We start from the raw sequence: 20,334 nt of genomic DNA on the forward strand, positions 1-20,334 counted from the left end.
CGTCGGCCGTACTCCGTGCTGGGGAAGAGGCGGATGCTGGCGACCCTGCCAACTCGCAGTCCATCGTGGCAGGATGGATGGCACGGCGGGTCCCGCACCAGCTGGCCCCGCGCACCACACGACGAAGGGATGATCCACATGGCGGAGTACACGCTTCCTGATCTCGATTACGACTACGGCGCGCTGGATCCCTCGATTTCGGGCAGGATCATGGAGCTGCACCACTCCAAGCACCACGCGACCTACGTCAAGGGCGCGAACACGGCGCTGGAGAAGCTTGCCGCGGCTCGCGAGGCGAATGATTTCGGGACCGTGAACCAGTTCTCGAAGGACCTCGCGTTCAACCTCGGTGGTCACACGAACCACTCGATCTTCTGGAAGAACCTCTCGCCCGAGGGTGGCGACAAGCCCACCGGTGAGCTCGCGCAGGCGATCGATGAGTTCTTCGGCTCGTTCGATGCGTTCCGTGCGCACTTCACCGCGGCGGCGCTGGGCATCCAGGGCTCGGGGTGGGCTGTGCTGGCATACGAGCCGCTCGGCGGGAACCTCGTGATCGAGCAGTTCTACGATCAGCAGAACGGTGTGCCGGTCGCAACGATCCCGCTGTTCCAGCTCGATATGTGGGAGCACGCCTTCTACCTGGACTACCAGAACGTGAAGGCTGACTACGTCAAGGCGGTCTGGAACATCGTGAACTGGGCCGATGTTCAGGCGCGGTTCGAGAACGCGACGAGCAACGCCTCCGGCCTGGTCATCCCCAAGGCCTGACCTGCTCCGGCGCATGATCAGCACCAGCGCCTGATCCGGCTCGGCGTCGGATCCGACTCAGTGCCGGATCCGATTCAGCGTCTGATCCACCTCGTTGCGCGGGCCGTCACCGGCCCGTGTCCGGGATGACAGCGGCCGGTCCCTCCACGGAGGGGCCGGCCGCTGCGCTGTCCGCACCTCACTCCCGCCCGACCGTTCCTCCACAGAGCCGCTTCGTCCACAGGAATCGCTCTGCACTGGAAGCGACGGGGCGCGACCGCGACGCTGAGGGCATCGGCAGGGAGCCGAGGCCGGGAAAGTCCCGGTACCTGAGGAAGGACACCGCCATGCGGGATATCCAGACCACCATCATGGGCAACGCCACCGCCGACCCCACCTCACATCCGCAGGACGACGGATCCGTCACCGCCAAGGTGCGGGTCGCGGTCACCGGGCGTTACTACAACTCGTCCGCGCAGGACTTCACCGACCGCAAGACCGAATTCGTCACCGTGTTCGCTCGGAAACAGCTGGCGCGCAACCTGCTCGCCTCGGTGCGCAAGGGTCAGCCGCTCATCGTCACCGGCCGGCTGAACACCTCCGAGTGGACCGGTGAGGACAACACCGCCCGCCACTCTCTGAACATCCAGGCAGAGGCAATCGGCCACGACCTCACCTTCGGCAGCACCAGCTTCGCCCGCCCTCTGCGGTCGGTGGATGTGCCCGATATGGATCCGAACACCGGGGAGGTCCTGCCCGCGGGAACGGCAGTCGAGGCTGACACATCGACCGGAGACGACGAGGCGACGACCGTGGAGGAGGGGTCGAACGACGACTCCTATGCGTCGGTCTTCTGAGCTCGACTCACCACCGGTCTCAGTCGGCGGCCTGCAGGGTCTGGACGAGAGCCTGGGAGATCTCCGGCAGCAGCGCGGCGCCGAGGACGTAGTCGTCCTTGTCGCTGCGCTGCACCGCAGACCAGGTGGTGCCGTCGGCCAGCGCAGCCACGACCACTCGCAAGGAGCTGCCGCTGGGCAGCTTCTGGTCCTTCTCGTCATCGCGGGCGCTCCACGCGGACGGTGCGAGGTCGCAGACGATCGCCCCGCCCGCAGCCAGCTCCGGCCACTGCGCCGACTCGAGCACGGCGAGCGGATCAGCCGCGGTGGGGGAGCCGTCGTCGAGATCGATCGGCGTGAGATGGAGATCGTCGGGGGCGCCGGCTTCGCCGTCTGCCGCGCCGAGCAGCGCGGCGAGCGACGGGGAGGCTGCCATCAGCTCCGCGCTGCGGGCCAGGGCGAACAGGCGTGGTGCGGGCAGAACGCTGCCCTCCACATGGCGGGCGACCTCGAGAACCGCAGCGGCAAGCGCGGCGGTGGAGGCGTCGAGTGGGTCCGGGGCCGGAGTCGTCATCGGATCGAGAGGTCCCTCACAGGTTCGGCCTGACAGAATGGGTGGACCGTCGCGTCTCGCGGCGGCACCACACTGTACCCGGATACCGGAGTCTCGTCCCCTGCCCAGCAGGCGATGTGATCACGGGCTCCGGCACCGAGGCACCTGAGGTTATCTGTGAGTTTCTCCGCCCCGTTCGGCGACATGCCACGGCCGCGCCCACGACCGGCCCCTGACGCGAGCTCTGGCGGTCCCCGGCGGATCTCGCCGCTGGCGATCACCATCGGCATCCTCGCGCTGCTGATCGTCCTGCTGGTCCTCGCCTCCGAGATCTGGACCAAGTACCTCTGGATGGACCAGCTCGAGTTCACCGATGTGCTCATGACCCGCTGGATCACCCAGGCGCTCCTGTTCCTGGTCGGCTTCATCGTGTTCGCAGTCCCGCTGTTCCTCAGCCTGCGCATGGCCTACACCAGGCGTCCCGTGTACCCGCCGGTCACTCGTGAGCAGGAGGCGCTCGAGCAGTTCCGCGCCGCCGTGGATCCGCTGCGCCGTGGGCTCACCTACGGTGCTCCGGTCGTGATCGGTGCCTTCGGCGGGCTGGCTCTGTCACGGGGCTGGAAGGACGTGCAGCTTTTCCTGCACCCCCAGGACTTCGGCCAGGTCGATCCGATCTTCGAGAATGACATCTCGTTCTACGTCTTCACCTTGCCACTCATCGACATGCTGATCTCCTTCGGGCAGTTCGTGCTGCTGGTCTCGATCGTCGGCGCCGTGATCGGTCACTTCATCTATGGCGGCGTCAGCTGGGGTCAGGACAGCGGGCTCGAGGTCACCCGGTCCGCACGGCGGCATCTCGGAGTGCTGGCCACGATCTATGTGCTGCTGCTCGGCGCTGGCCACTGGTTCCAGCGCTATGACCTGCTCACTGCCGTCCATACACGCTTCGAAGGCGCCTCCTACGCGGACCACAACGCCATCCTGCCCGCGCAGACCATCCTCGCGATCGCCTCGATCGTGGTGGCGGCGATGTTCGTGGTGTGGATCTTCCGCTCCGACTGGCGCATCCCCGCGATCGGCGCGGGCCTGATGATCCTCTCCACCTTGGTGGTCGGGAACCTCTACCCGTGGGCCATCCAACAGTTCCAGGTCCAGCCCAACGAGCGTGCGCTCGAGCAGCCCTACATCCAGAACAACATCGACGCCACTCGCACCGCGTTCAACCTCGACGATGTCAACGAGGTCCCGTACACGGCCACTACCGATGCTGAGCCGGGGGCGCTGCGTGAGGATGCTTCGACCACCGCGCAGATCCGACTGATGGATCCCAACATCATCTCGCCGACCTTCGAGCAGCGTGAGGCGAACCGCCAGTACTGGGGCTTCGACGAGGTGCTCAGCGTGGACCGTTACGAGATCGACGGCGAGCTGCAGGACACCGTGATCGGCGTTCGTGAGCTGCGGCCGGACAAGTTCGGTCTCGCCGATCGTTCCTGGGTGGATCAGCACGTCATCTACACCCACGGCTACGGCACCGCCGCCGCCTACGGCAACCGTCGCAACGCCGATGGCGAGCCGAGCTTCCTGCAGTCCGGCGTGCCGGGCAGCGGCGCGTTCAGCGAGCACGAGGAGCGCGTCTACTTCGGTCGCCATTCCCCGGACTATTCGGTCGTCGGCGCTCCTGAGGGCAGCGAGCCCGAGGAGTTCGACTACCAGCGTGGCAGCACCGATGACGAGGAGGGCGGGGACCAGGTCTACAACACCTTCCAGGGTGATGGTGGGCCCGCGGTGGGCAGCTTCTTCAACCAGCTGCTGTACGCGATCAAGTTCCGCGATCCCAACATTCTGATCTCCAACTACCTCAACGAGGAGTCACAGATCCTCTATGACCGCGACCCTCAGCATCGGGTCCGTGAGGTCGCACCGTTCCTCTCGCTGGACTCCGAGATGTATCCGGCCGTGGTCGATGATCAGCTGGTGTGGGTGGTCGACGGCTACACCACCACCACGGAATATCCGTACGCCCAGTCTGTGGATCTGGACCAGACGGTCAACGACTCCCAGACCAATCCGAACAACACGGCCGCCAACCGTGAACGCTCGGCGAATTACATGCGCAACTCCGTCAAGGCGGTCGTGAACGCCTTCGACGGCTCGGTGACCCTCTACACGTGGGACACCGAGGACCCGATCCTGAAGGCCTGGGCTGAGGTGTTCCCGGAGGCGCTGCGCCCGGCCTCCGAGATCAGCGGCGATCTGATGTCGCACCTGCGCTATCCCGCGGACTACTTCAAGTCCCAGCGCGAGATCCTGTCGACGTACCACGTCACCGACGCGGATGACTTCTTCACCCAGCAGGACTTCTGGCAGGTGCCGCCGGATCCCACCGTCCCGGCGCCGACCAACACCGATGGCACCACGGGCCAGCAGGCCCCGCAGCCGCCGATGTACCTCACGATGCAGATGCCTGACGCGGAGAACCCGCGGTTCATGCTCTCCTCGAGCTTCATCCCCTCCGACGGCCAGAACGTGCTCACGGGCTATCTCGCCGTGGACTCGGAGACCGGGAACGCCGAAGGGAACCCCGCCGACAGCTTCGGTGACATGACGCTGCTCGTGCTGCCGGCCTCGAACCCGGTCAACGGCCCTGGCCAGGTGCAGGCCACCTTCAACGCGGAGCCGAACGTCTCCCAGGCGCTGAACCTGCTGAAGTCCGGAAACTCCGAGGTCATCAACGGCAACCTGCTCACCCTCCCGGTGGGCGGCGGCCTGCTCTACGTGCAGCCCGTCTATCTGCAGTCCTCGCAGACCGGCGGCGGTACCCAGTACCCGTTGCTGCAGATGGTGCTGGTCTCCTTCGGCGAGAAGATCGGCTTCGCGCCGACGCTCGACGAGGCGCTGGACCTCGTCTTCGGCGGTGACTCGGGCGCCGACGCCGGTGATGCCGAGGTCGTCGACCCTGACGCACCCTCCGGCACTGCTGACACCGAGACGGGTGACGGCACTGTCGATGAGGGCGAGCAGGCTCCGGCCGAGGGTGAGGAAGGGCAGCAGGCCCCGCCGCCCGCTGCCGGGACCGCTCAGGAGCGCCTGGACCAAGCCCTCACGGATATGGACACCGCGGTCACGGATGCCGAGACTGCGATGGCCAGTGGGAACTGGGCCGCCTATGGCGACGCGCAGACACGTCTCAGTGATGCGCTGAACCGTGCGATCGAGGCGAACAAGGAGCTCGGCGGCACCGGAGTGCCGGCCCAGCCCTCCGATGGCGGGGGCGGCTGATCCGTCGCTGACCATCCCTCCCAGGACGCCCGACCGGCGCCGGCCCACGCCGGATCCGGCCGGGCGTTCCGGCGTCCAGGCAGGTGAACGGCCTATGAACGTGTCATGGCACACGTTCGACCACTCTCGGTTGGACGTGGGGGCGAGGGGGTCGTAGAGTTACACATGTCGACGCGGGGTGGAGCAGTTCGGTAGCTCGCCGGGCTCATAACCCGGAGGTCGTAGGTTCAAATCCTGCCCCCGCTACGAGATAGGGCCCCTGGCCAGCAGAAATGCTGATCAGGGGCCCTAGTTTTATGCTCGATCGCGGGGACCGCCTTCGCACGGTCTGACCTTCCTGTCCACCGGCTGACCCAGGCCAGGCTCTCGGTGTCGACCGGGGCGACGAGCGGCCAAGTGCGGTGAGAGCAGATGGGTTCGGCTCTGCAGACGCAGCTCGGCCTGGCAGAGTCCGTTCGGCACGAGGACTTGGACCCTTCGCACCTCGCCGATCAGCACCTCGTCACGGCCACCCCCAGGCAGAGGCTGGGCGATGCTCTGCGGCTCGATAGACGCAGGAGGTGCGGAGCCCGGGGCCCGTCGCGCTGAGGACGCTGCAGCGGGCCTCAGCAAGCCCCGGCCGGCTCAGAGACCTGGCTGCATGTTGCCGGGCGCGCTCAGGAGCCGTCGCGCTGATCCTCCAGGCGCGTTGCGGTGAAAGAGATCTGGTCGAAGACGACGTCGCAGCCCTCGCCGGTCGGCGACTGCACTTCGAAGCCGATCTGCAGAGAAGCGGGGGAGTCGAGGGCGAAGAGACGCACCATGTCCCACCGCAGACCGTCGAACGAGCTGTGGAACGCGTAGATGCCATCGATCCGGCTGATCCGCAACCACACCTGCTCGCCCTCGACGATCATCGCGTTCGCGTCATCGGAGACCTTGCGGTTGACCACCGACACCACGGTCGTGCTGCCGTCCGGGGCGGCCTCGAAGCACAGCTTCGCCCAGTGCTCCTCGTCGTGCCAGAGCATCAGCACCCCGGCATCGAACTTCGAGTGGAAGCCGACCGTGACCCGTGCGCTGAGCTGGAAGTCGCCCTCCGGCGCTGTACCGAACAGCGTCCCCGCATCGAGCGTGGGCTCCGCGCCGGGGAACGGCGCGATGAAGATGTCGGTTCTGGCCTCGGAGGTGGCCCGCAGCTCGTCCTCTCCGACAACTTCCCATGGCACCCGCGACGGTTCGAGCGGGAACGGGAGCGCGGGCAGGGTGAGGGCAGACATCACAGAACTCCTACGAGTCGTCCGGGACTCCTACGAGTCATCCGGGGCGGAACAGTCGTGAGCCGGGATCGGCATCGGACGCGCAAGCGGTCGAAGGCGAGTCTACGGTGGGGTGTTCGGCGGCATCGCTATCGGCATCGGCATCGGCATCGCCTTCGGCATCGTTATCGCCCTCGTCAGAGCCGTCGCTGAAGACCCCGAACGCCACCGATCCGGGTATCGACGTCGCGATAGCACCAGCCGTTGCACTGCGCGACCCGCACAGTGCTGGACGTGTCGCGGCGAGTGGTCGCAGATCATTCGAGCATCCGAATCGCATTTCTGGCACGATGTCCGCCATGACCGCGCCCACCGCCCCCGCATCCCGCACCCTGCTCTTCATCGGCGATTCGATCACCGATGCCGGCCGTCGAGAAGACCCCGAGGAGCTCGGCCACGGCTACGTCCGTCTGCTCGCGGAGCACTTCGCGGCCCACGAGCCCACCTCCACGGTGATCAACCGCGGGATCGGCGGGGACAAGGTCGCCGACCTCGAGGCTCGATTCGGCCCCGACTGCCTGGACCTCACCCCCGACCTGGTGACGATCTACGTGGGCGTCAACGACTCCTGGCACCGCTTCACCCGGGGTGAGCATGTTACCGAGGAATCGTTCGAGCAGGGCTACCGCCACCTCCTCGCGCAGCTCGCCGCCTCGGTGCCGGAGGCACCGGTGCTGATGATCATCCCGTTCGTCGCGGATATCGACGAGGAGCGCACGCGGATCCACAGCGACCTCGACGGCAAGGTGGCGATCATCCGCCGGCTCGCGCAGGAGCACGGCCACCGCATCGTGGATCTCGAGCAGGTGCTCGCCACGGCCCTCGCGGCAGGTCACACCCCGCAGAGCATCGCCGAGGACGGCGTGCACCCCACCCCGCCGGGGCACCGCCTGATCGCCGACGCCTGGCTCGACGCAGCAGGACGCTGAACGGCTCCTCACGCTGCGCCGTGGAGGTGACGGGTTCAGATCCCGCCGGTCATCCGTCCGATTCCGGCACCCCGTGGAGCCTCACCGCAGCGGCGCGGTCACATCCACCGAGAGGAACCCGCGGCGGAAGCTGCGGGCATCGAGCACCAGCAGCTGATCAGGGCGCCAGGGATTCCGCAGGTGCACATGACCGCTGCGCGCATCCGCGCCGACCACCGCGAACACATGGTTGCGGGGCAACGGGCCGGCGGCGGTGGGAACACGCGAGCTGAGCGGATGGGTGGAGGCGGCGATCGCCCGCCCCTCGTCGCGCCAGGTGATGATCTGCGCGGCGCTCGGCATCCGCAGCTGGGAGTGGACCCGCTCGCCCAGCAGCAGCTCGAAGCCGAAACGGGCGAAGCCGCGCTGCAGGAAGCGGTAGTCCCCGGCCACATGGGCGGCGATCGCCTTCTCGAGCACGCCCACCCAGCCCGGGTTCGCGCCGTCCCGTCGGCCGTACTGGAAGATCCCCTGCTCATCGACCGGCAGCATCCGATCCACGCGGATCGGGACCGACACCGCGGGCAGCCGCACCGTGACGATGCCCTCCTCCTCGGCAGAGAGGAGAGCACGCAGACGCTCCGGAGCCGTCTCATGGATCGCGAGCATCGAGGCCATCACCCAGCAGTCGCCGAGCCGCCCCTGACTGGGCCTCAGCAGCTGCGGTGGGGCGAGCGGGCCGTGGTCCGCCTTGAGCGCGGTGGCGCCCGGTCCGGGCCCGAGGTGATGGACAGTCGGGTCGGGGGAGCCCGTCTCCGGACCGGACCAGGCGGGTTCAGTGGCCCCGAGACGCGCATCGCGCGCCCGCCCGGTCAGGGCGAGCGCGCGAAGGGTGCGGCGCCAGGTGCGCACGCGCGGGCGGGAGCTGCTCATGAGGATCTCCGCCCGGACATCATGGAGAGGCTCAGTGCTTCTCAGCCGCGACGATCTTCTGGCCGGTGCGCTCCATGACCTCATGGAACCAGGGCTGGGAGATGTCGAAGGCCTTGTGCCCGGCGACCCGCTCGAACTCGACGGCGCGCAGCACATCCCCGCGCTCCTCATCGTGCCCGATCAGTCCCGAGCCACCCTCGAGAGCGACCTGGACCGCGTAGTCGGTCATCGACTTGATCAGGCGGATGTCCTCGGGGTTCGCCTTCGCGGAGCGGGAGAAGTAGCCGGACTTCTGGACCATGACCTTCTCGGCGCCGAGCTTCTCGGCGAACTGCTTCGCGAACCACTGGCCGGGGTTGATGGTGTCGATCTTGACGTGGCCGAAGGGGTCCTTCTCGGGCTCCTCGCCGCGCGCCTGCATCTCGGCGACGATCTCGGGGATGCCCGCACCCTCGGAGAGGAAGATGTTCACGCAGCCGGCCTCGTCCATGACCACCTTGAGGCGCTCGGCCTCGGCCTCGATGTCGAGCTTCAGCTCGGGCAGGAACACGGCGTGCACGTCCCAGCGCTCGGCGCGGTGCCCGATCCCGGGCAGCCACTCCTGCTGGGAGTGCCAGGTCTGGTAGTACTCGGCCGCCTGTGCGGTGAGGTAGCCGCAGGCACGGCCCATGACCTCATGGATGATCAGCATCTTCGGGTTCGAGCCGTGCTCGGCGATGATGTTCTGCGCGAAGATGCTCGACTGCTCTGCGGCGGACTTCGCACCGAGCGACTGCTTGATCGGCACGATGTCGTTGTCGATGGTCTTGGGCAGGCCCACGACCTGCATCTCGTGACCGTTCTCGTGCAGGAACTTCGCGAGATCCGCGGCCGTGGTGTTGGTGTCGTCGCCGCCGATGGTGTGGAGCACGTCCACGCCGTCGGCCTTGAGCTTGTTCGCCGCGACCTCGAGGGCGTTCTCGCCCTCCTGGATCAGGCCGCGCTTGACCAGATCCGCGGTGTTGGTGAGCTTCACGCGGGAGTTGCCGATGGGGGAGCCGCCGTAGTTGTGCAGCAGGCCGGCCTTCGCACGCACCTCGTCGTCCACCACGATCTTCTCGCCGGAGAGCAGGCCCCAGTAGCCGTGCTTGTAGGCGATGATCTCGACGTCGGGCACGAGCTCGGTGTACCGCTCGATGAGACCGCCGACGGCGGAGGACAGGCAGGGGGCATAGCCACCTGCGGTCAGGAGGGCGACGCGCTTGACGGTCATGGAGAAGGATTCCCTTCACAGTTCGGGGGCACAGTGCCCCGAGTCTACCGAGACGGCCTGGGGCCCGATGACGAAGGTCCCCGCGTGGACGCCGCGGTCGCCGCGACGAGGTTGACTCCGTGGGCGCCCGTTCGGATCTCCCGCCCGGACCAGGAGCGGAAAACTCAGTATTCGCGTCCTCAGGAGTCGCGGGCCGCGAGCGCCTCGAGGATCTCCTCATGCAGGCGACCGTTGGTCGCCACCGCACTGCCGCCGAAGGGGCCGTCCTCACCCTCGAGCGAGGTGAAGCGGCCGCCGGCCTCGGTGAGGATCGGGACCAGCGCGACCATGTCGTGCAGGGCGAGCTGCGGTTCGCAGGCCGCATCCACCGCGCCCTCCGCCACGAGCATGTAGGACCAGAAATCACCATAGGCGCGCGTGCGCCAGAAGCGCTGCATGAGGTTCAGCATCTGCGGGAGCCGGTCCTGATCCGCCCAGCCGTGCAGGGAGGAGTAGGACAGCGAGGCCTCTTCGATCGAGTCGACGGAGGAGACCTGAAGGCGAGAGGCGCTGTTGATCCGCGAGCCCGTCCACGCCCCTGCGCCCTCGCCGCCCCACCAGCGCCGGTTCAACGCTGGCGCAGAGACCAGGCCCACCACGGGGCGGCCATCCTCGATGAGGCCAATCAGCGTGCCCCAGACGGGCACGCCGCGCACGAAGTTGCTGGTCCCGTCGATGGGGTCGATGACCCACTGACGCGGCGACGCACCGGTGGAGCCGAACTCCTCACCGATCACCTGATCCCGGGAGCGTGAGCGCGAGAGCTGAGAGCGCACCAGCTGCTCGGCGGCGCGGTCGGCATCGGTGACCTCGGTGAGGTCCGGCTTGGTGGAGACCTCGAGGTCCTGTGCCTTGAAGCGGGACATGGTCAGCTGGTCCACGGCATCGGCGAGCACATGGGCCAGGCGCAGGTCATCGGCGAATCGACTCGACATGCGCCCACACTACGACCCGTGCCCGCCTGCTTCCCGCAGCGACGCGGACCCTCGGGAAGCCACCTGCGCGGCGCAGCGGCGGCTTCTCCGCGCTGCGTTCACAGCTCCCAGGGATCGTTCTTGCGCAGCGCGGTGGCCAGGCGCCGGTAGGAGAGCAGACGGGCAGGACCGGCGGTTCCCGCCTTGCCGCCTTCGACCAGCGCATCCAGAGCACAGTCCGGCGCGTCCTCGAGATGGGTGCAGCCACGGGGGCAGCATTCGGCGAGCTCCGCGAGGTCTGTGAAGGCTTCCAGCAGCTCTTCGGGGTCCACATGGCCCAGCCCGAAGGAGCGCACGCCGGGAGTGTCGATCACCCAGCCGTCGTCCTCCGGCAGCGCCATCGCGAGCGCTGAGGAGGAGGTGTGGCGGCCCCGGCCGGTGACGTCGTTGACCACTCCGATCGCCCGGTCGGTACCGGGGACCAGGGCATTCAGTAGCGTCGACTTGCCCACGCCCGAGTGCCCGATCAGCACGCTGACCCGCCCGGAGAGCCGCTCGCGCAGCTCCTCCAGGCCCACGATCCCGGGTTGCCCGGGACGCCCGGATTCGGCCGCCTCCTCGGGCAACTCCCGTCGCGTCCGCACATGATCGAGCCCCAGCGGCGCATAGGCGGTGAGGAACGAGTCGGGGGAGCGCAGATCGGTCTTGGTGAGCACCAGCAGGGCATCGACGCCGGCGACATAAGCCGCGACCAGGCAGCGGTCGACCATGCCGCCGCGCGGTTCGGGATCGGCGACAGCGGTCACCATCACCATCAGATCGACGTTCGCGACCAGCGGGCGCTCGGTCGGGTCGTCGTCATCGGCGCTGCGGCGCAGGAAGGAGCTGCGCTCCTGGATGCGCACGATGCGGGCCAGCGACCCATCACGCCCAGAGATGTCCCCGACCAGGCCGACCAGGTCGCCGGGAACGATGGGGGAGCGGCCGAGCTCACGGGCACGCATCGCGGTGACCGCGCGCTCCGCTCCGGTGCCCTCCTCGACGATCGTCCGCCACCGCCCGCGGTCCACGGAGACCACGCGGGCGGTGACGGCGTCCTCATGCTTGGGCCGGTCCTTGGTACGAGGCCGCGAGCCGCGCCTGCTGGGGCGGACGCGGATATCGCTCTCGTCGTACTCGCGGGCCGAGCGGCTCACGCGTCGTCCACCGCCGGTTCCGGGTGGAGCATCGCCAGCCACATCCCGACGAAGTCGGGGAGGGTCTTCTGGGTGGTGCCGATGTTGACCACCCGCAGGTCCGGAACCCTGAGCCCGATGATCGCGCCGGCAGTGGCCATGCGGTGATCCTCGTAGCTCTCGAACACCTCGCCATGCAGCGGCCCCGGGTGGATCTCCAGCCCGTCCTCCAGCTCGACGGTGCGTGCCCCGATCTTCGACAGCTCAGTGGCCAGGGCCTTCAACCGATCGGTCTCGTGGCCGCGCAGATGCGCGACTCCGGTCAGCCGGGACGGAGAGTCCGCGAGAGCGCAGAGCGCCGCCATGGTGGGCACCAGCTCGCCGACCGCGGACATATCCGCGTCGATGCCACGGATCTTCCCGGTGCCCTTCACGCAGAGCGTCTCGTCCTCACGCCAGATCTCACCGCCCATCCGGCTCAGCAGCTCCCGGTAGGCATCCCCCGGCTGGGTCGTGGTCTCGGGCCAGTCGTCAACCGCGATCGTGCCGCCGGTGACCATCGCCGCGGCCAGGAAGGGGCCGGAGTTCGACAGGTCCGGCTCGATGGAGACCTGCACCGGTCGGATAGGCCCGGCGCTCACGCTCCAGCTGTGCCGACCCTGGTCGTCGATGCGATGAGAGGCCTGGATCCCGGCCTGACGCATCGTCTCCAGCGTCATCTCGATGTGCGGCAGCGAGGGCAGCACCTGGCCCACGTGCACCAGCTCCACATCCGTCTCGGCACGCGCGGCGACCAGCAGCACGTTGGAGACGAACTGGCTGGAGGCAGAGGCGTCGACCTCGATCCGGCCGCCGCGCAGGCGCCCGGTGCCGTGCACGGTCAGAGGCAGATGCCCGGGCTGTCCGTGCTCGGTGATCTCGACGCCCTGCTGCCGCAGGGCGTCGATGACCGCATCCATCGGACGCTGCAGCGCGGCGTCGTCCCCGGTGAAGCGGACGTCTCCGTGATGGAGGGCTGCGAGCATCGGCACGAACCGCATCACCGTCCCCGCCAGACCCGTGTGGATCTCGATCGGGTCGGCAGGATGCTCGGCAGGGGGCGGAAGCGGTGTCACCTGCAGGGAGCCGTCCTGCACCACCAGCACCGCGCCGAGTCGCTCGAGCGCATCGCGCATCAGCCGGGTGTCGCGGGAGACCAGGGCGCCACGCAGCGTCGAGGGTTCGTCCGCGGCGGCCGCCAGCAGCATCCAGCGCGCGGTCAGGGACTTCGATCCCGGGACCCGCACCAGCGCGTCGACGGGTTCGTCAGCAACAGGTGCGTTCCACAGCACCTCGGAAGCCATCAAGGTCAACCCTGCTGGACGGAGAGCTGCTTCTGTGCTGTCTGCACTGCGCCCTTCGCCTTCTTCTCCAGCTTGTCGGCCTTCTTCTCGAGCTCACGCTGCGTCGCAGCGGCCTTCTTCTGGCTGCGCTCGACGAACTTGTTCGCGCGGTAGCCCAGCGAAGGACGACCATCGTGATCCACCACTGCCAGCAGCACGCCGCCGAGCAGCCCGGCGTCGGTGAGGATCGACTGGACCTCATGGGTCAGCTCCTCGCCCCGCAGCTCCCAGACCTTCTTGCGTCCGGCCCAGCCGATCGAGGTGGTCAACAGCAGCGTCGCCGCCGCGGCGCGCGGGTAACGGTTGGTGGCGTACAGGACGCCGGCGCCGGCCGCGACCGCGCCGGCAGCGCGGATCACGGTGCGCGCATCGACGAAGCCGGGCGCTGAGCTCTTGGCGATCGCAGAATCGACCGCGTCGAAGGCCTGCGGGTAGACATCGATCTCCCGCTCGGGGTGGAGTGCGGTGCGCACACCTTCGAAGATGAAGGGAGCGGCGAGCAGCGGTCGTGCGATGCGGCGGACCAGGGCCATGGTGTCCTCACGTTCTTGACGGGTGTCAGCAGGTCCGGTGAGCCGGCCGTGTCGGGCAGCTCACCGGCGTCCAGACTACAGCGGAGGGAACATCCGCCGGGCCTCTTGCGTTGCACCGGGTGCATGGAGGGGACGGACTTGGCCGCCCCTGACGATCCCGCGAGACTCCGGCGGATGCCGGGAGAGGAGACGATGTATGTCCGTGACTGTGCTCGAGCACGCTCCGACCCGGCCCCGTGGCGTAGGTTGGAGGACGATGATCCAGACTGATGCCACCCCGAGCCCTGAGGCCGGCCCGCCCGAGGCAGGCCCCCCTGAGGCTGACCGGGCGCCGACGATCCCAGCCCCTGACGACGTGCAGGATTTCGACTTCGAGACCGAGGCGCTGTCGCACCTGGACTCCCTTTATGGCGGCGCCTTGCGGATGACTCGCAACCCGCATGACGCGGAGGATCTGGTCCAGGACACCTTCGTCAAGGCCTTCCGTGCTCGTGATCGGTTCACCCCGGGCACCAACATGCGCGCCTGGCTGTACCGGATCATGACCAACGGCTACATCTCGATCTACCGCAAGAAGCAGCGCAGGCCGAAGGAGGCCTGGACCGACACGGTCGAGGATTGGCAGCTGGCGGAGGTCGCGGGCCACACCAGCAGCGGTCTCCGCTCGGCGGAGACCGAGGTGCTCGACAGCCTCCCCGACTCGGCGGTCAAAGATGCGCTGGGCGAGCTGCGGGAGGACTACCGCATCGCCGTCTATCTCGCCGACGTGGAGGGCTTCGCGTACAAGGAGATCGCCGAGATCATGGACACCCCGATCGGCACGGTCATGTCGCGCCTGCACCGCGGGCGCCGACAGCTGCGCGAGCAGCTCTCCGACTATGCCTACCGCAGCGGCTTCCTGCGAGAGGACCCCACGGAGACCGGGTCGGACACAAGGTCGAGCACCGGGTCGGATACAGGGGCAGGTTCCGGGCCGGGCGCCACGACGGAAGCCGAGACGGATGTGCGGGACCAGACGATCACCTCGTCGGACGATCGGGAGGAGGAACGATGAGCGACAGCGACTACGCAGGGCGTGACAGCGACGACGCAGGGCGTGAGGATGCCGGGCAGCGGCCGCGACGGGATCTTCGCTACGGGCTCGAAGAGGCGCTCGACGGTGAGCTTCCCCGGGAGATGGTGGAGAAGATGCAGCGCCACACCGTGGACTGCCCGGAATGCGCCGATGAGTGGGAGCAGGTGCGCCGGGTGAAGGAGCTGGTGCGCCGCAGCTGTGCGGATCGCGCACCCTCCGAGCTCCGCGAGCGCATCGCCGTGCAGTGCCGGACCGTCTCGGTGACCCGCACCGAGGTCGACGGCAGCACAGTGCGCATCACCACCAGCTCGACCACCACCCGTCGCACGTATCCCGACTCCGACTGACGGAGAGTGGCGCCGCCGCGAAGAGACTGCCTTCGGGCGCCGACGCAGGCATGACGAGCGCAGGCATGACGAAGGGCCCCTCCCGCGATGGGAGGGGCCCTTCGTCATGTCGCTCGTGGCGACGTCACGGTCAGCTGTTGGGGCGCTTGCCGTGATTCGCGCCGCTCTTGCGGCGAGCCTTGCGCTTGCGTCCTCGCTTGCTCATCACGATCTCCTTTCTTCGCCCGGGGGAACCCGACGATTGTGCCACATCACGCCGCCCCTGGAGTCTCCCGGAGGGGGCGCATGAACTTTGCTGAGTCCGAGGTCACTCGGCCTCGTCCCTGCTCAGGGGCGGGTGAGTCAGGATGAGGTGCCCAGCCAGGAGCCGAAGCCGGCGTGCAGCACCAGCCAGGCCATCAGCCCGTAGCCGGTCTGCCCCGGATGGTCGCCCGGTGAGCGGGACAGGTCGCTCTCCCACTGGTCGTGACCCGTCAGACCGCCGACGGTGTCGACGAAGGGGATCCGACGACGGGAGCAGACGTCCTCGAAGGCTGCGGAGAGCTCACGGACGGAGCTCGTGGTCCCCGGGTCGCGGCTGGGCGGCGGGCCGACCACGAACGCGGGGATCCGCAGACGCTCCAGCCCGTCGAGGATCTTGGCGAGGTTCAGGCGCGAGCGGGCCAGGGAGATCCCCGCCTCGACGTCGCCGCGTCCCATGGCCACCACCACCCGATGATCGATCGATCCGTCGGCCTGCCCCTGGGTCGAGAAGCGACGCTGCACCTCTTCGTCCCAGCGCTCGGCCAGGTCCGCGGAGCTCTGCGCGGGCAGTGCCGCGGTGAAGACGTCGATGCGGCTGTCCGCACCCTGCTCGCTGGCCACCGCTCGTCCGAGCCAGCCCAGTGCGCGGGCGTCACCGACCCCGGCGAGGAGCTCGTCTCCGAGCGCGATGATGCGGATCCGGGGTTCCGGATGCGGGGCGAGCGTCATGGGCACGGTGGGCACCGGGACCTCCTGGACGGGGACGGGGACCTCAACACTAACGGCGTCAACACTAACCGCGTCGCGGGCCACGGGCGAACCCGTGACCCGCGAGGAATCAGGCGTCGAAGGCCCGATCGAGCAGATCCTCCTGCTCGACCTTGTGGGTCGCGTTCGAGCCGGTGGCGGGGGAGGCGGAGGCCGCTCGGGCGACGACCCGCAGCGTGCGACCGACCTCGACCGCGAAGTTCATCGCCATGAAGCTCCAGGCGCCCTGGTTCTGCGGCTCCTCCTGGACCCACACCAGGTGGGCGTCGGGGTAGCCGTCCAGCGCCTTCTTCAGCTGCTCGCTGGGCAGCGGGTAGAGCTGCTCGACGCGGACGATCGCAGTGTCGGTAGTGCCCATCTTTTCGCGGCGGGCGGCCAGGTCCCAGTAGACCTTGCCGGAGGCGATCAGCACGCGACGCACCCCGGCCGGGTCCACGGTGGTGTCCGGCAGGACAGGCTCGAAGGTCCCGGTCGTGAAGTCCTCCACGCCGCTCACCGCTGCCTTGTTGCGCAGCATCGACTTCGGGGTGAAGACCACCAGCGGCTTCTTGGGCTCTGCGAGCGCCTGCTTGCGCAGCAGGTGGAAGTAGCTCGCAGGGGTCGACGGGGCCGCCACCCGCATGTTCTCCTCCGCGCACAGCTGCAGGAAGCGCTCGATGCGGGCGGAGGAGTGGTCCGGTCCCTGGCCCTCGTAGCCGTGCGGGAGCAGCATCACCACGCTCGAGTTCTGGCCCCACTTCTGCTCGGAGGCGGAGATGAACTCGTCGATGATGGTCTGCGCGCCGTTGACGAAGTCGCCGAACTGCGCTTCCCACAGCACCAGGGAGTTCGGGCTCTCGACCGAGTAGCCGTACTCGAAGCCCAGTGCCGCGAACTCCGAGAGCGAGGAGTCGTAGACATTGAAGCGAGCCTGGTCGTCAGAGAGGTAGGACAGCGGGGTCCAGGTGTCACCGTTCTCATGGTCGATGAGCACGCTGTGGCGCTGCACGAAGGTGCCGCGTCGGGAGTCCTGGCCCGCCAGTCGCACCCGATGCCCCTGGAGCAGCAGCGAGCCGAAGGCGATCAGCTCGCCGAAGGCCCAGTCGATCTTGCCGGAGGTGGACATCTGCGTGCGGCGCTGGAGCACCGTCATCAGCTTGGGGTGGACGGTGAACGAACCCGGGATGTCGGTGTGCGCCTTGCCGATCTGCTCGAGCACGGCGGGATCGAGGGCGGTGCGCACCTCCTCGGGCTCCGCAGCGTCCTGCTGAGCGTCCGGCAGCTCCAGGCCATTGACCGTGTCCGTGTCCGAAGAGCTCGCAGCGCCCCCGCGCGTGGAGGCGAACGCCTCATCCAGGTGATCCTGGAAGTTGCGAACCAGCCCTTCGGTCTCCTCTTCGGTGAGGTCTCCGCGCTCGATCAGCGCCTCCATGTACAGCTTGCGCGTGGAGGGCTTCTCCGAGATCAGCTTGTACATCTCGGGCTGGGTCATCGAGGGATCGTCCCCCTCGTTGTGCCCGCGGCGGCGGTAGCAGACCATGTCGATGACGACATCGCGCTGGAACTTCTGACGGAACTCGAAGGCGATCTCGGCGACCCGCACGCAGGCCTCCGGATCGTCGCCGTTGACGTGGAAGATCGGCAGCTGCGTGGACTTGGCGACATCCGTGGAGTAGTACGAGGAGCGCGAGGAGTCCGGCAGCGTGGTGAAACCGATCTGGTTGTTGATGATCACGTGGATGGTGCCGCCCGTGCGGTAACCGCGCAGCTCCGAGAGGTTGAGGGTCTCGGTGACCACTCCCTGGCCAGCGAACGACGCATCACCGTGCACGAGGACCGGGAGCACCGGGAACTCCTCGGGCCGCTCGAGACGGTCCTGCTTGGCGCGGACGATGCCCTCGAGGACCGGGTTCACGGCCTCCAGGTGAGAGGGGTTCGCTGCGAGGTACACCTTGGTGGACTCGCCGTCATGCGAGGTGTAGGTACCCTCGGTGCCCAGGTGGTACTTGACGTCGCCGGAGCCGAGCTTCTTGCCGTAGTTGCCCTCGAACTCCTGGAAGATCTGACCGTAGCTCTTCCCGGCGAGGTTCGAGAGCACGTTGAGGCGGCCTCGGTGGGACATGCCGATGCAGACCTCTTCGAGACCGTTGTGCGCGGCGCCATGCAGGACGGCATCCAGCATCGGGATGACGGCTTCGCCGCCCTCCAGCGAGAAGCGCTTCTGGCCCACGAACTTGGTCTGCAGGAAGGTCTCGAAGGCCTCCGCCGCATTGAGCCGATCCATGATGTGGGTCAGCTCGGTCTTGTCGAAGGGCTTGCGCGGAGTCTCCATCTGCTGCTGGATCCAGTCACGCTCCTCCGGGTCGGAGATGTGCATGTACTCCACACCGATGGTGCGGCAGTACGCATTGCGCAGTACCCCGAGGATGTCCCGCAGCGACATCTCGTCCTTGCCGCCCAGCCCACGGGTGGGGAAGGTGCGGTCCAGGTCCCACAGGGTCAGGCCATAGGTCTCGACATCGAGATCCGGGTGGGTGCGCACCTTGTACTGGAGGGGATCGGTGTCCGCCATCAGGTGCCCGCGCACGCGGTAGGCATGGATCATGTCCATCACCCGGGCCAGGCGCTCCGAGGTGGTGTGCTTGAAGGGGTTGTCCGGCACCCAGCGCACCGGCTGGTACGGAAGCCGCAGCGAGACGAAGACACGGTCGTAGAAGCCGTCCTTGCCCAGCAGCTTGTCGCCCATCCGCTTGAGGAACTCGCCCGAGGCGGCGCCCTGGATGATGCGGTGGTCGTAGGTCGAGGTCAGCGTCATGACCTTCGAGATCGCGAGCTCCGCGAGGGTGGCGGGGTTCGCGCCCTGGAACTGGGCGGGGTAGTCCATCGCCCCGACGCCCACGATCACGCCCTGGCCCTGCATGAGCCGCGGGATCGAATGGACGGTGCCGATGCCTCCCGGGTTGGTGAGCGACACCGTGGTGTGCGCGAAATCGTCCATGGTGAGCTTGCCGGCGCGGGCCTTCTTGACGACCTCCTCATAGGCCTTCCAGAAGCCGCGGAAGTCGAAGCGCTGGGCTGCCTTGATGCTCGGCACCACCAGGCCGCGCGAGCCGTCGGGCCGTGGCATGTCGATGGCGAGGCCGAAGTTGATGTCTTCCCGCTTGAGGAGGAGCGGCTTGCCCTTCTCGTCGACATCGAAGCCGTTGTTCATGTCGTTGATCTCGGTGATCGCCTCGATCATCGCCCAGCCGATGAGGTGGGTGAAGGAGACCTTGCCGGCGCGGTGGCGCTTGAGATGGTTGTTGATGACGATGCGGTTGTCGAACAGCAGCTTCACCGGCACGTCACGCACCGAGGTGGCCGTGGGCACCTCGAGGGACTCGGCCATGTTGCGCACGATCGCCGCGGCAGGGCCGCGCAGCTTGACGACCTCGGGCTCGCGCAGCTCGACGGCAGGGATCTGCGACGTGGTGGTGGGGACCTTCGCGGGACGGTCCGAGGTGGTGGAGACCGCCGGTGCCTTGGAGGCTGACTTCGCGGGATGGTCGTTCACGGCAGGGGATTCCTTCGCGGGCTGGGAGGCGGACGCTGGAGCTGCGGCCGACGAGGAGGACGGGGAGGACGGGGAGGACTGGGCAGGGGAGGCCGCTGCAGACGCCGCCTCGGCGGGCTGCGCCGGCGGGGGATCGGCCTTAGCGGCGGATGCCTTCGCGGCAGAAGCGTCCTGCTCCTGGGCGACGGGCGAGCTCTCGGAGCTCTTCGGAGGCGTCGTCGTCGACGTCTCGGAGGAGCTCGAGGGGGAGTCGGTACTCGAGGAGGACTCGGGAGGGGCCGAGGGCTCGGCGTTCACCGTGTGGGTGGAGAAGTACTCCGCCCAGCTCGGGTCGACGCTCGAGGGATCCTCACGCCACTGCTCGCGGAGCGCGTCCACGAGCCACTGATTCGGGCCGAACTCCGCAGAATCGGAGTCCTGTGTCTGCTGTGACACTCTGAGATCGCCAGCCTTCTCACGGTCGAGAGATACGGATGGGCTCAGCCTAACGGCAGACGGTGCCCGACGTGCGCGGACG

Annotated in this window: 18 protein-coding genes and 1 tRNA gene; 7 read left to right on the forward strand and 12 right to left on the reverse strand. The window is 67.9% G+C overall.

The window, feature by feature from the left end:
- Positions 1 to 138 precede the first annotated feature (138 nt).
- Both ACT3UF_RS16860 and ACT3UF_RS16865 read left to right on the forward strand, forming a co-directional pair.
- Complete coding sequence (locus ACT3UF_RS16860) at positions 139 to 768, forward strand: superoxide dismutase (RefSeq protein ID WP_444502098.1); 630 nt, start codon at positions 139 to 141, stop codon at positions 766 to 768.
- A 326-nt stretch (positions 769 to 1,094) separates the two neighbouring features.
- Entirely contained in the window at positions 1,095 to 1,604 is a 510-nt protein-coding gene (locus tag ACT3UF_RS16865; protein ID WP_441446003.1) for a single-stranded DNA-binding protein, read from the forward strand.
- 19 nt (positions 1,605 to 1,623) lie between these two features.
- Here the strand turns inward: ACT3UF_RS16865 and ACT3UF_RS16870 are convergent, their stop codons facing one another.
- Positions 1,624 to 2,157 (reverse strand): PPA1309 family protein, encoded by a 534-nt coding sequence (locus tag ACT3UF_RS16870; RefSeq protein ID WP_441446004.1) that lies wholly within the window; start codon positions 2,155 to 2,157, stop codon positions 1,624 to 1,626.
- 156 nt (positions 2,158 to 2,313) lie between these two features.
- Between ACT3UF_RS16870 and ACT3UF_RS16875 the strand changes: the two genes are divergently transcribed.
- On the forward strand, positions 2,314 to 5,418 hold the full coding sequence (locus ACT3UF_RS16875) for a UPF0182 family membrane protein (protein ID WP_441446005.1): 3,105 nt from the start codon (positions 2,314 to 2,316) through the stop codon (positions 5,416 to 5,418).
- Between the two features lie 172 nt (positions 5,419 to 5,590).
- Positions 5,591 to 5,664 (forward strand) — tRNA-Met (locus ACT3UF_RS16880).
- 410 nt (positions 5,665 to 6,074) lie between these two features.
- Here the strand turns inward: ACT3UF_RS16880 and ACT3UF_RS16885 are convergent.
- Positions 6,075 to 6,677 carry a DUF1349 domain-containing protein gene (locus ACT3UF_RS16885; protein ID WP_444502099.1) on the reverse strand — a complete coding sequence of 201 codons (603 nt, stop codon included), beginning with the start codon at positions 6,675 to 6,677 and terminating at the stop codon, positions 6,075 to 6,077.
- Positions 6,678 to 6,714: 37 nt separating this feature from the next.
- The gene (locus ACT3UF_RS16890; RefSeq protein ID WP_441446007.1) at positions 6,715 to 7,017 is read right to left on the reverse strand and encodes a hypothetical protein; all 303 of its coding nucleotides are present in this window, start codon (positions 7,015 to 7,017) and stop codon (positions 6,715 to 6,717) included.
- Between ACT3UF_RS16890 and ACT3UF_RS16895 the strand changes: the two genes are divergently transcribed.
- Positions 7,016 to 7,645 carry an SGNH/GDSL hydrolase family protein gene (locus ACT3UF_RS16895; protein WP_441446008.1) on the forward strand — a complete coding sequence of 210 codons (630 nt, stop codon included), beginning with the start codon at positions 7,016 to 7,018 and terminating at the stop codon, positions 7,643 to 7,645. The genes ACT3UF_RS16890 and ACT3UF_RS16895 overlap by 2 nt on opposite strands.
- Positions 7,646 to 7,726: 81 nt before the next feature.
- Here the strand turns inward: ACT3UF_RS16895 and ACT3UF_RS16900 are convergent, their stop codons facing one another.
- The 6 genes from ACT3UF_RS16900 to ACT3UF_RS16925 all read right to left on the reverse strand — a co-directional run bounded on the left by ACT3UF_RS16900 (position 7,727) and on the right by ACT3UF_RS16925 (position 13,852).
- Positions 7,727 to 8,557, reverse strand: a complete 831-nt coding sequence (locus tag ACT3UF_RS16900; protein ID WP_441446009.1) for a C2 family cysteine protease — start codon at positions 8,555 to 8,557, stop codon at positions 7,727 to 7,729.
- A gap of 31 nt (positions 8,558 to 8,588) precedes the next feature.
- Complete coding sequence (locus tag ACT3UF_RS16905; protein WP_441446010.1) at positions 8,589 to 9,809, reverse strand: pyrophosphate--fructose-6-phosphate 1-phosphotransferase; 1,221 nt, start codon at positions 9,807 to 9,809, stop codon at positions 8,589 to 8,591.
- Between the two features lie 179 nt (positions 9,810 to 9,988).
- On the reverse strand, positions 9,989 to 10,783 hold the full coding sequence (gene hisN / locus ACT3UF_RS16910) for a histidinol-phosphatase (RefSeq protein ID WP_441446011.1): 795 nt from the start codon (positions 10,781 to 10,783) through the stop codon (positions 9,989 to 9,991).
- Between the two features lie 98 nt (positions 10,784 to 10,881).
- Entirely contained in the window at positions 10,882 to 11,958 is a 1,077-nt protein-coding gene (gene rsgA, locus ACT3UF_RS16915; protein ID WP_441446012.1) for a ribosome small subunit-dependent GTPase A, read from the reverse strand.
- Positions 11,955 to 13,280 carry a 3-phosphoshikimate 1-carboxyvinyltransferase gene (gene aroA, locus ACT3UF_RS16920; RefSeq protein WP_442332462.1) on the reverse strand — a complete coding sequence of 442 codons (1,326 nt, stop codon included), beginning with the start codon at positions 13,278 to 13,280 and terminating at the stop codon, positions 11,955 to 11,957. Before aroA ends, rsgA begins: the two co-directional genes overlap by 4 nt.
- A gap of 5 nt (positions 13,281 to 13,285) precedes the next feature.
- Positions 13,286 to 13,852, reverse strand: coding sequence for a hypothetical protein (locus ACT3UF_RS16925; RefSeq protein ID WP_441446014.1), 567 nt, complete (start codon positions 13,850 to 13,852; stop codon positions 13,286 to 13,288).
- A 256-nt stretch (positions 13,853 to 14,108) separates the two neighbouring features.
- Between ACT3UF_RS16925 and ACT3UF_RS16930 the strand changes: the two genes are divergently transcribed.
- Together ACT3UF_RS16930 and ACT3UF_RS16935 are read left to right on the forward strand one after the other, a co-directional pair.
- Positions 14,109 to 14,906, forward strand: a complete 798-nt coding sequence (locus ACT3UF_RS16930) for a sigma-70 family RNA polymerase sigma factor (protein WP_441446015.1) — start codon at positions 14,109 to 14,111, stop codon at positions 14,904 to 14,906.
- Entirely contained in the window at positions 14,903 to 15,274 is a 372-nt protein-coding gene (locus tag ACT3UF_RS16935; protein ID WP_441446016.1) for an anti-sigma factor, read from the forward strand. The genes ACT3UF_RS16930 and ACT3UF_RS16935 overlap by 4 nt, the downstream gene beginning before the upstream one ends.
- A 130-nt stretch (positions 15,275 to 15,404) precedes the next feature.
- On the opposite strand, the gene ACT3UF_RS16940 is transcribed toward ACT3UF_RS16935, so the two are convergent.
- From ACT3UF_RS16940 to ACT3UF_RS16950, 3 genes are all read right to left on the reverse strand, one after another.
- Positions 15,405 to 15,479: a 50S ribosomal protein bL37 gene (locus ACT3UF_RS16940; protein WP_395963762.1), complete on the reverse strand. Its 75-nt coding sequence runs from the start codon at positions 15,477 to 15,479 to the stop codon at positions 15,405 to 15,407.
- Positions 15,480 to 15,616: 137 nt separating this feature from the next.
- Complete coding sequence (locus tag ACT3UF_RS16945; protein WP_441446017.1) at positions 15,617 to 16,261, reverse strand: GDSL-type esterase/lipase family protein; 645 nt, start codon at positions 16,259 to 16,261, stop codon at positions 15,617 to 15,619.
- A gap of 94 nt (positions 16,262 to 16,355) precedes the next feature.
- Entirely contained in the window at positions 16,356 to 20,252 is a 3,897-nt protein-coding gene (locus ACT3UF_RS16950) for a multifunctional oxoglutarate decarboxylase/oxoglutarate dehydrogenase thiamine pyrophosphate-binding subunit/dihydrolipoyllysine-residue succinyltransferase subunit (protein ID WP_444502100.1), read from the reverse strand.
- Positions 20,253 to 20,334 lie beyond the last annotated feature (82 nt).

It is taken from the genome of Brachybacterium sp. AOP24-D1-21 (genome assembly GCF_052378665.1).
Lineage (GTDB): Bacteria > Actinomycetota > Actinomycetes > Actinomycetales > Dermabacteraceae > Brachybacterium.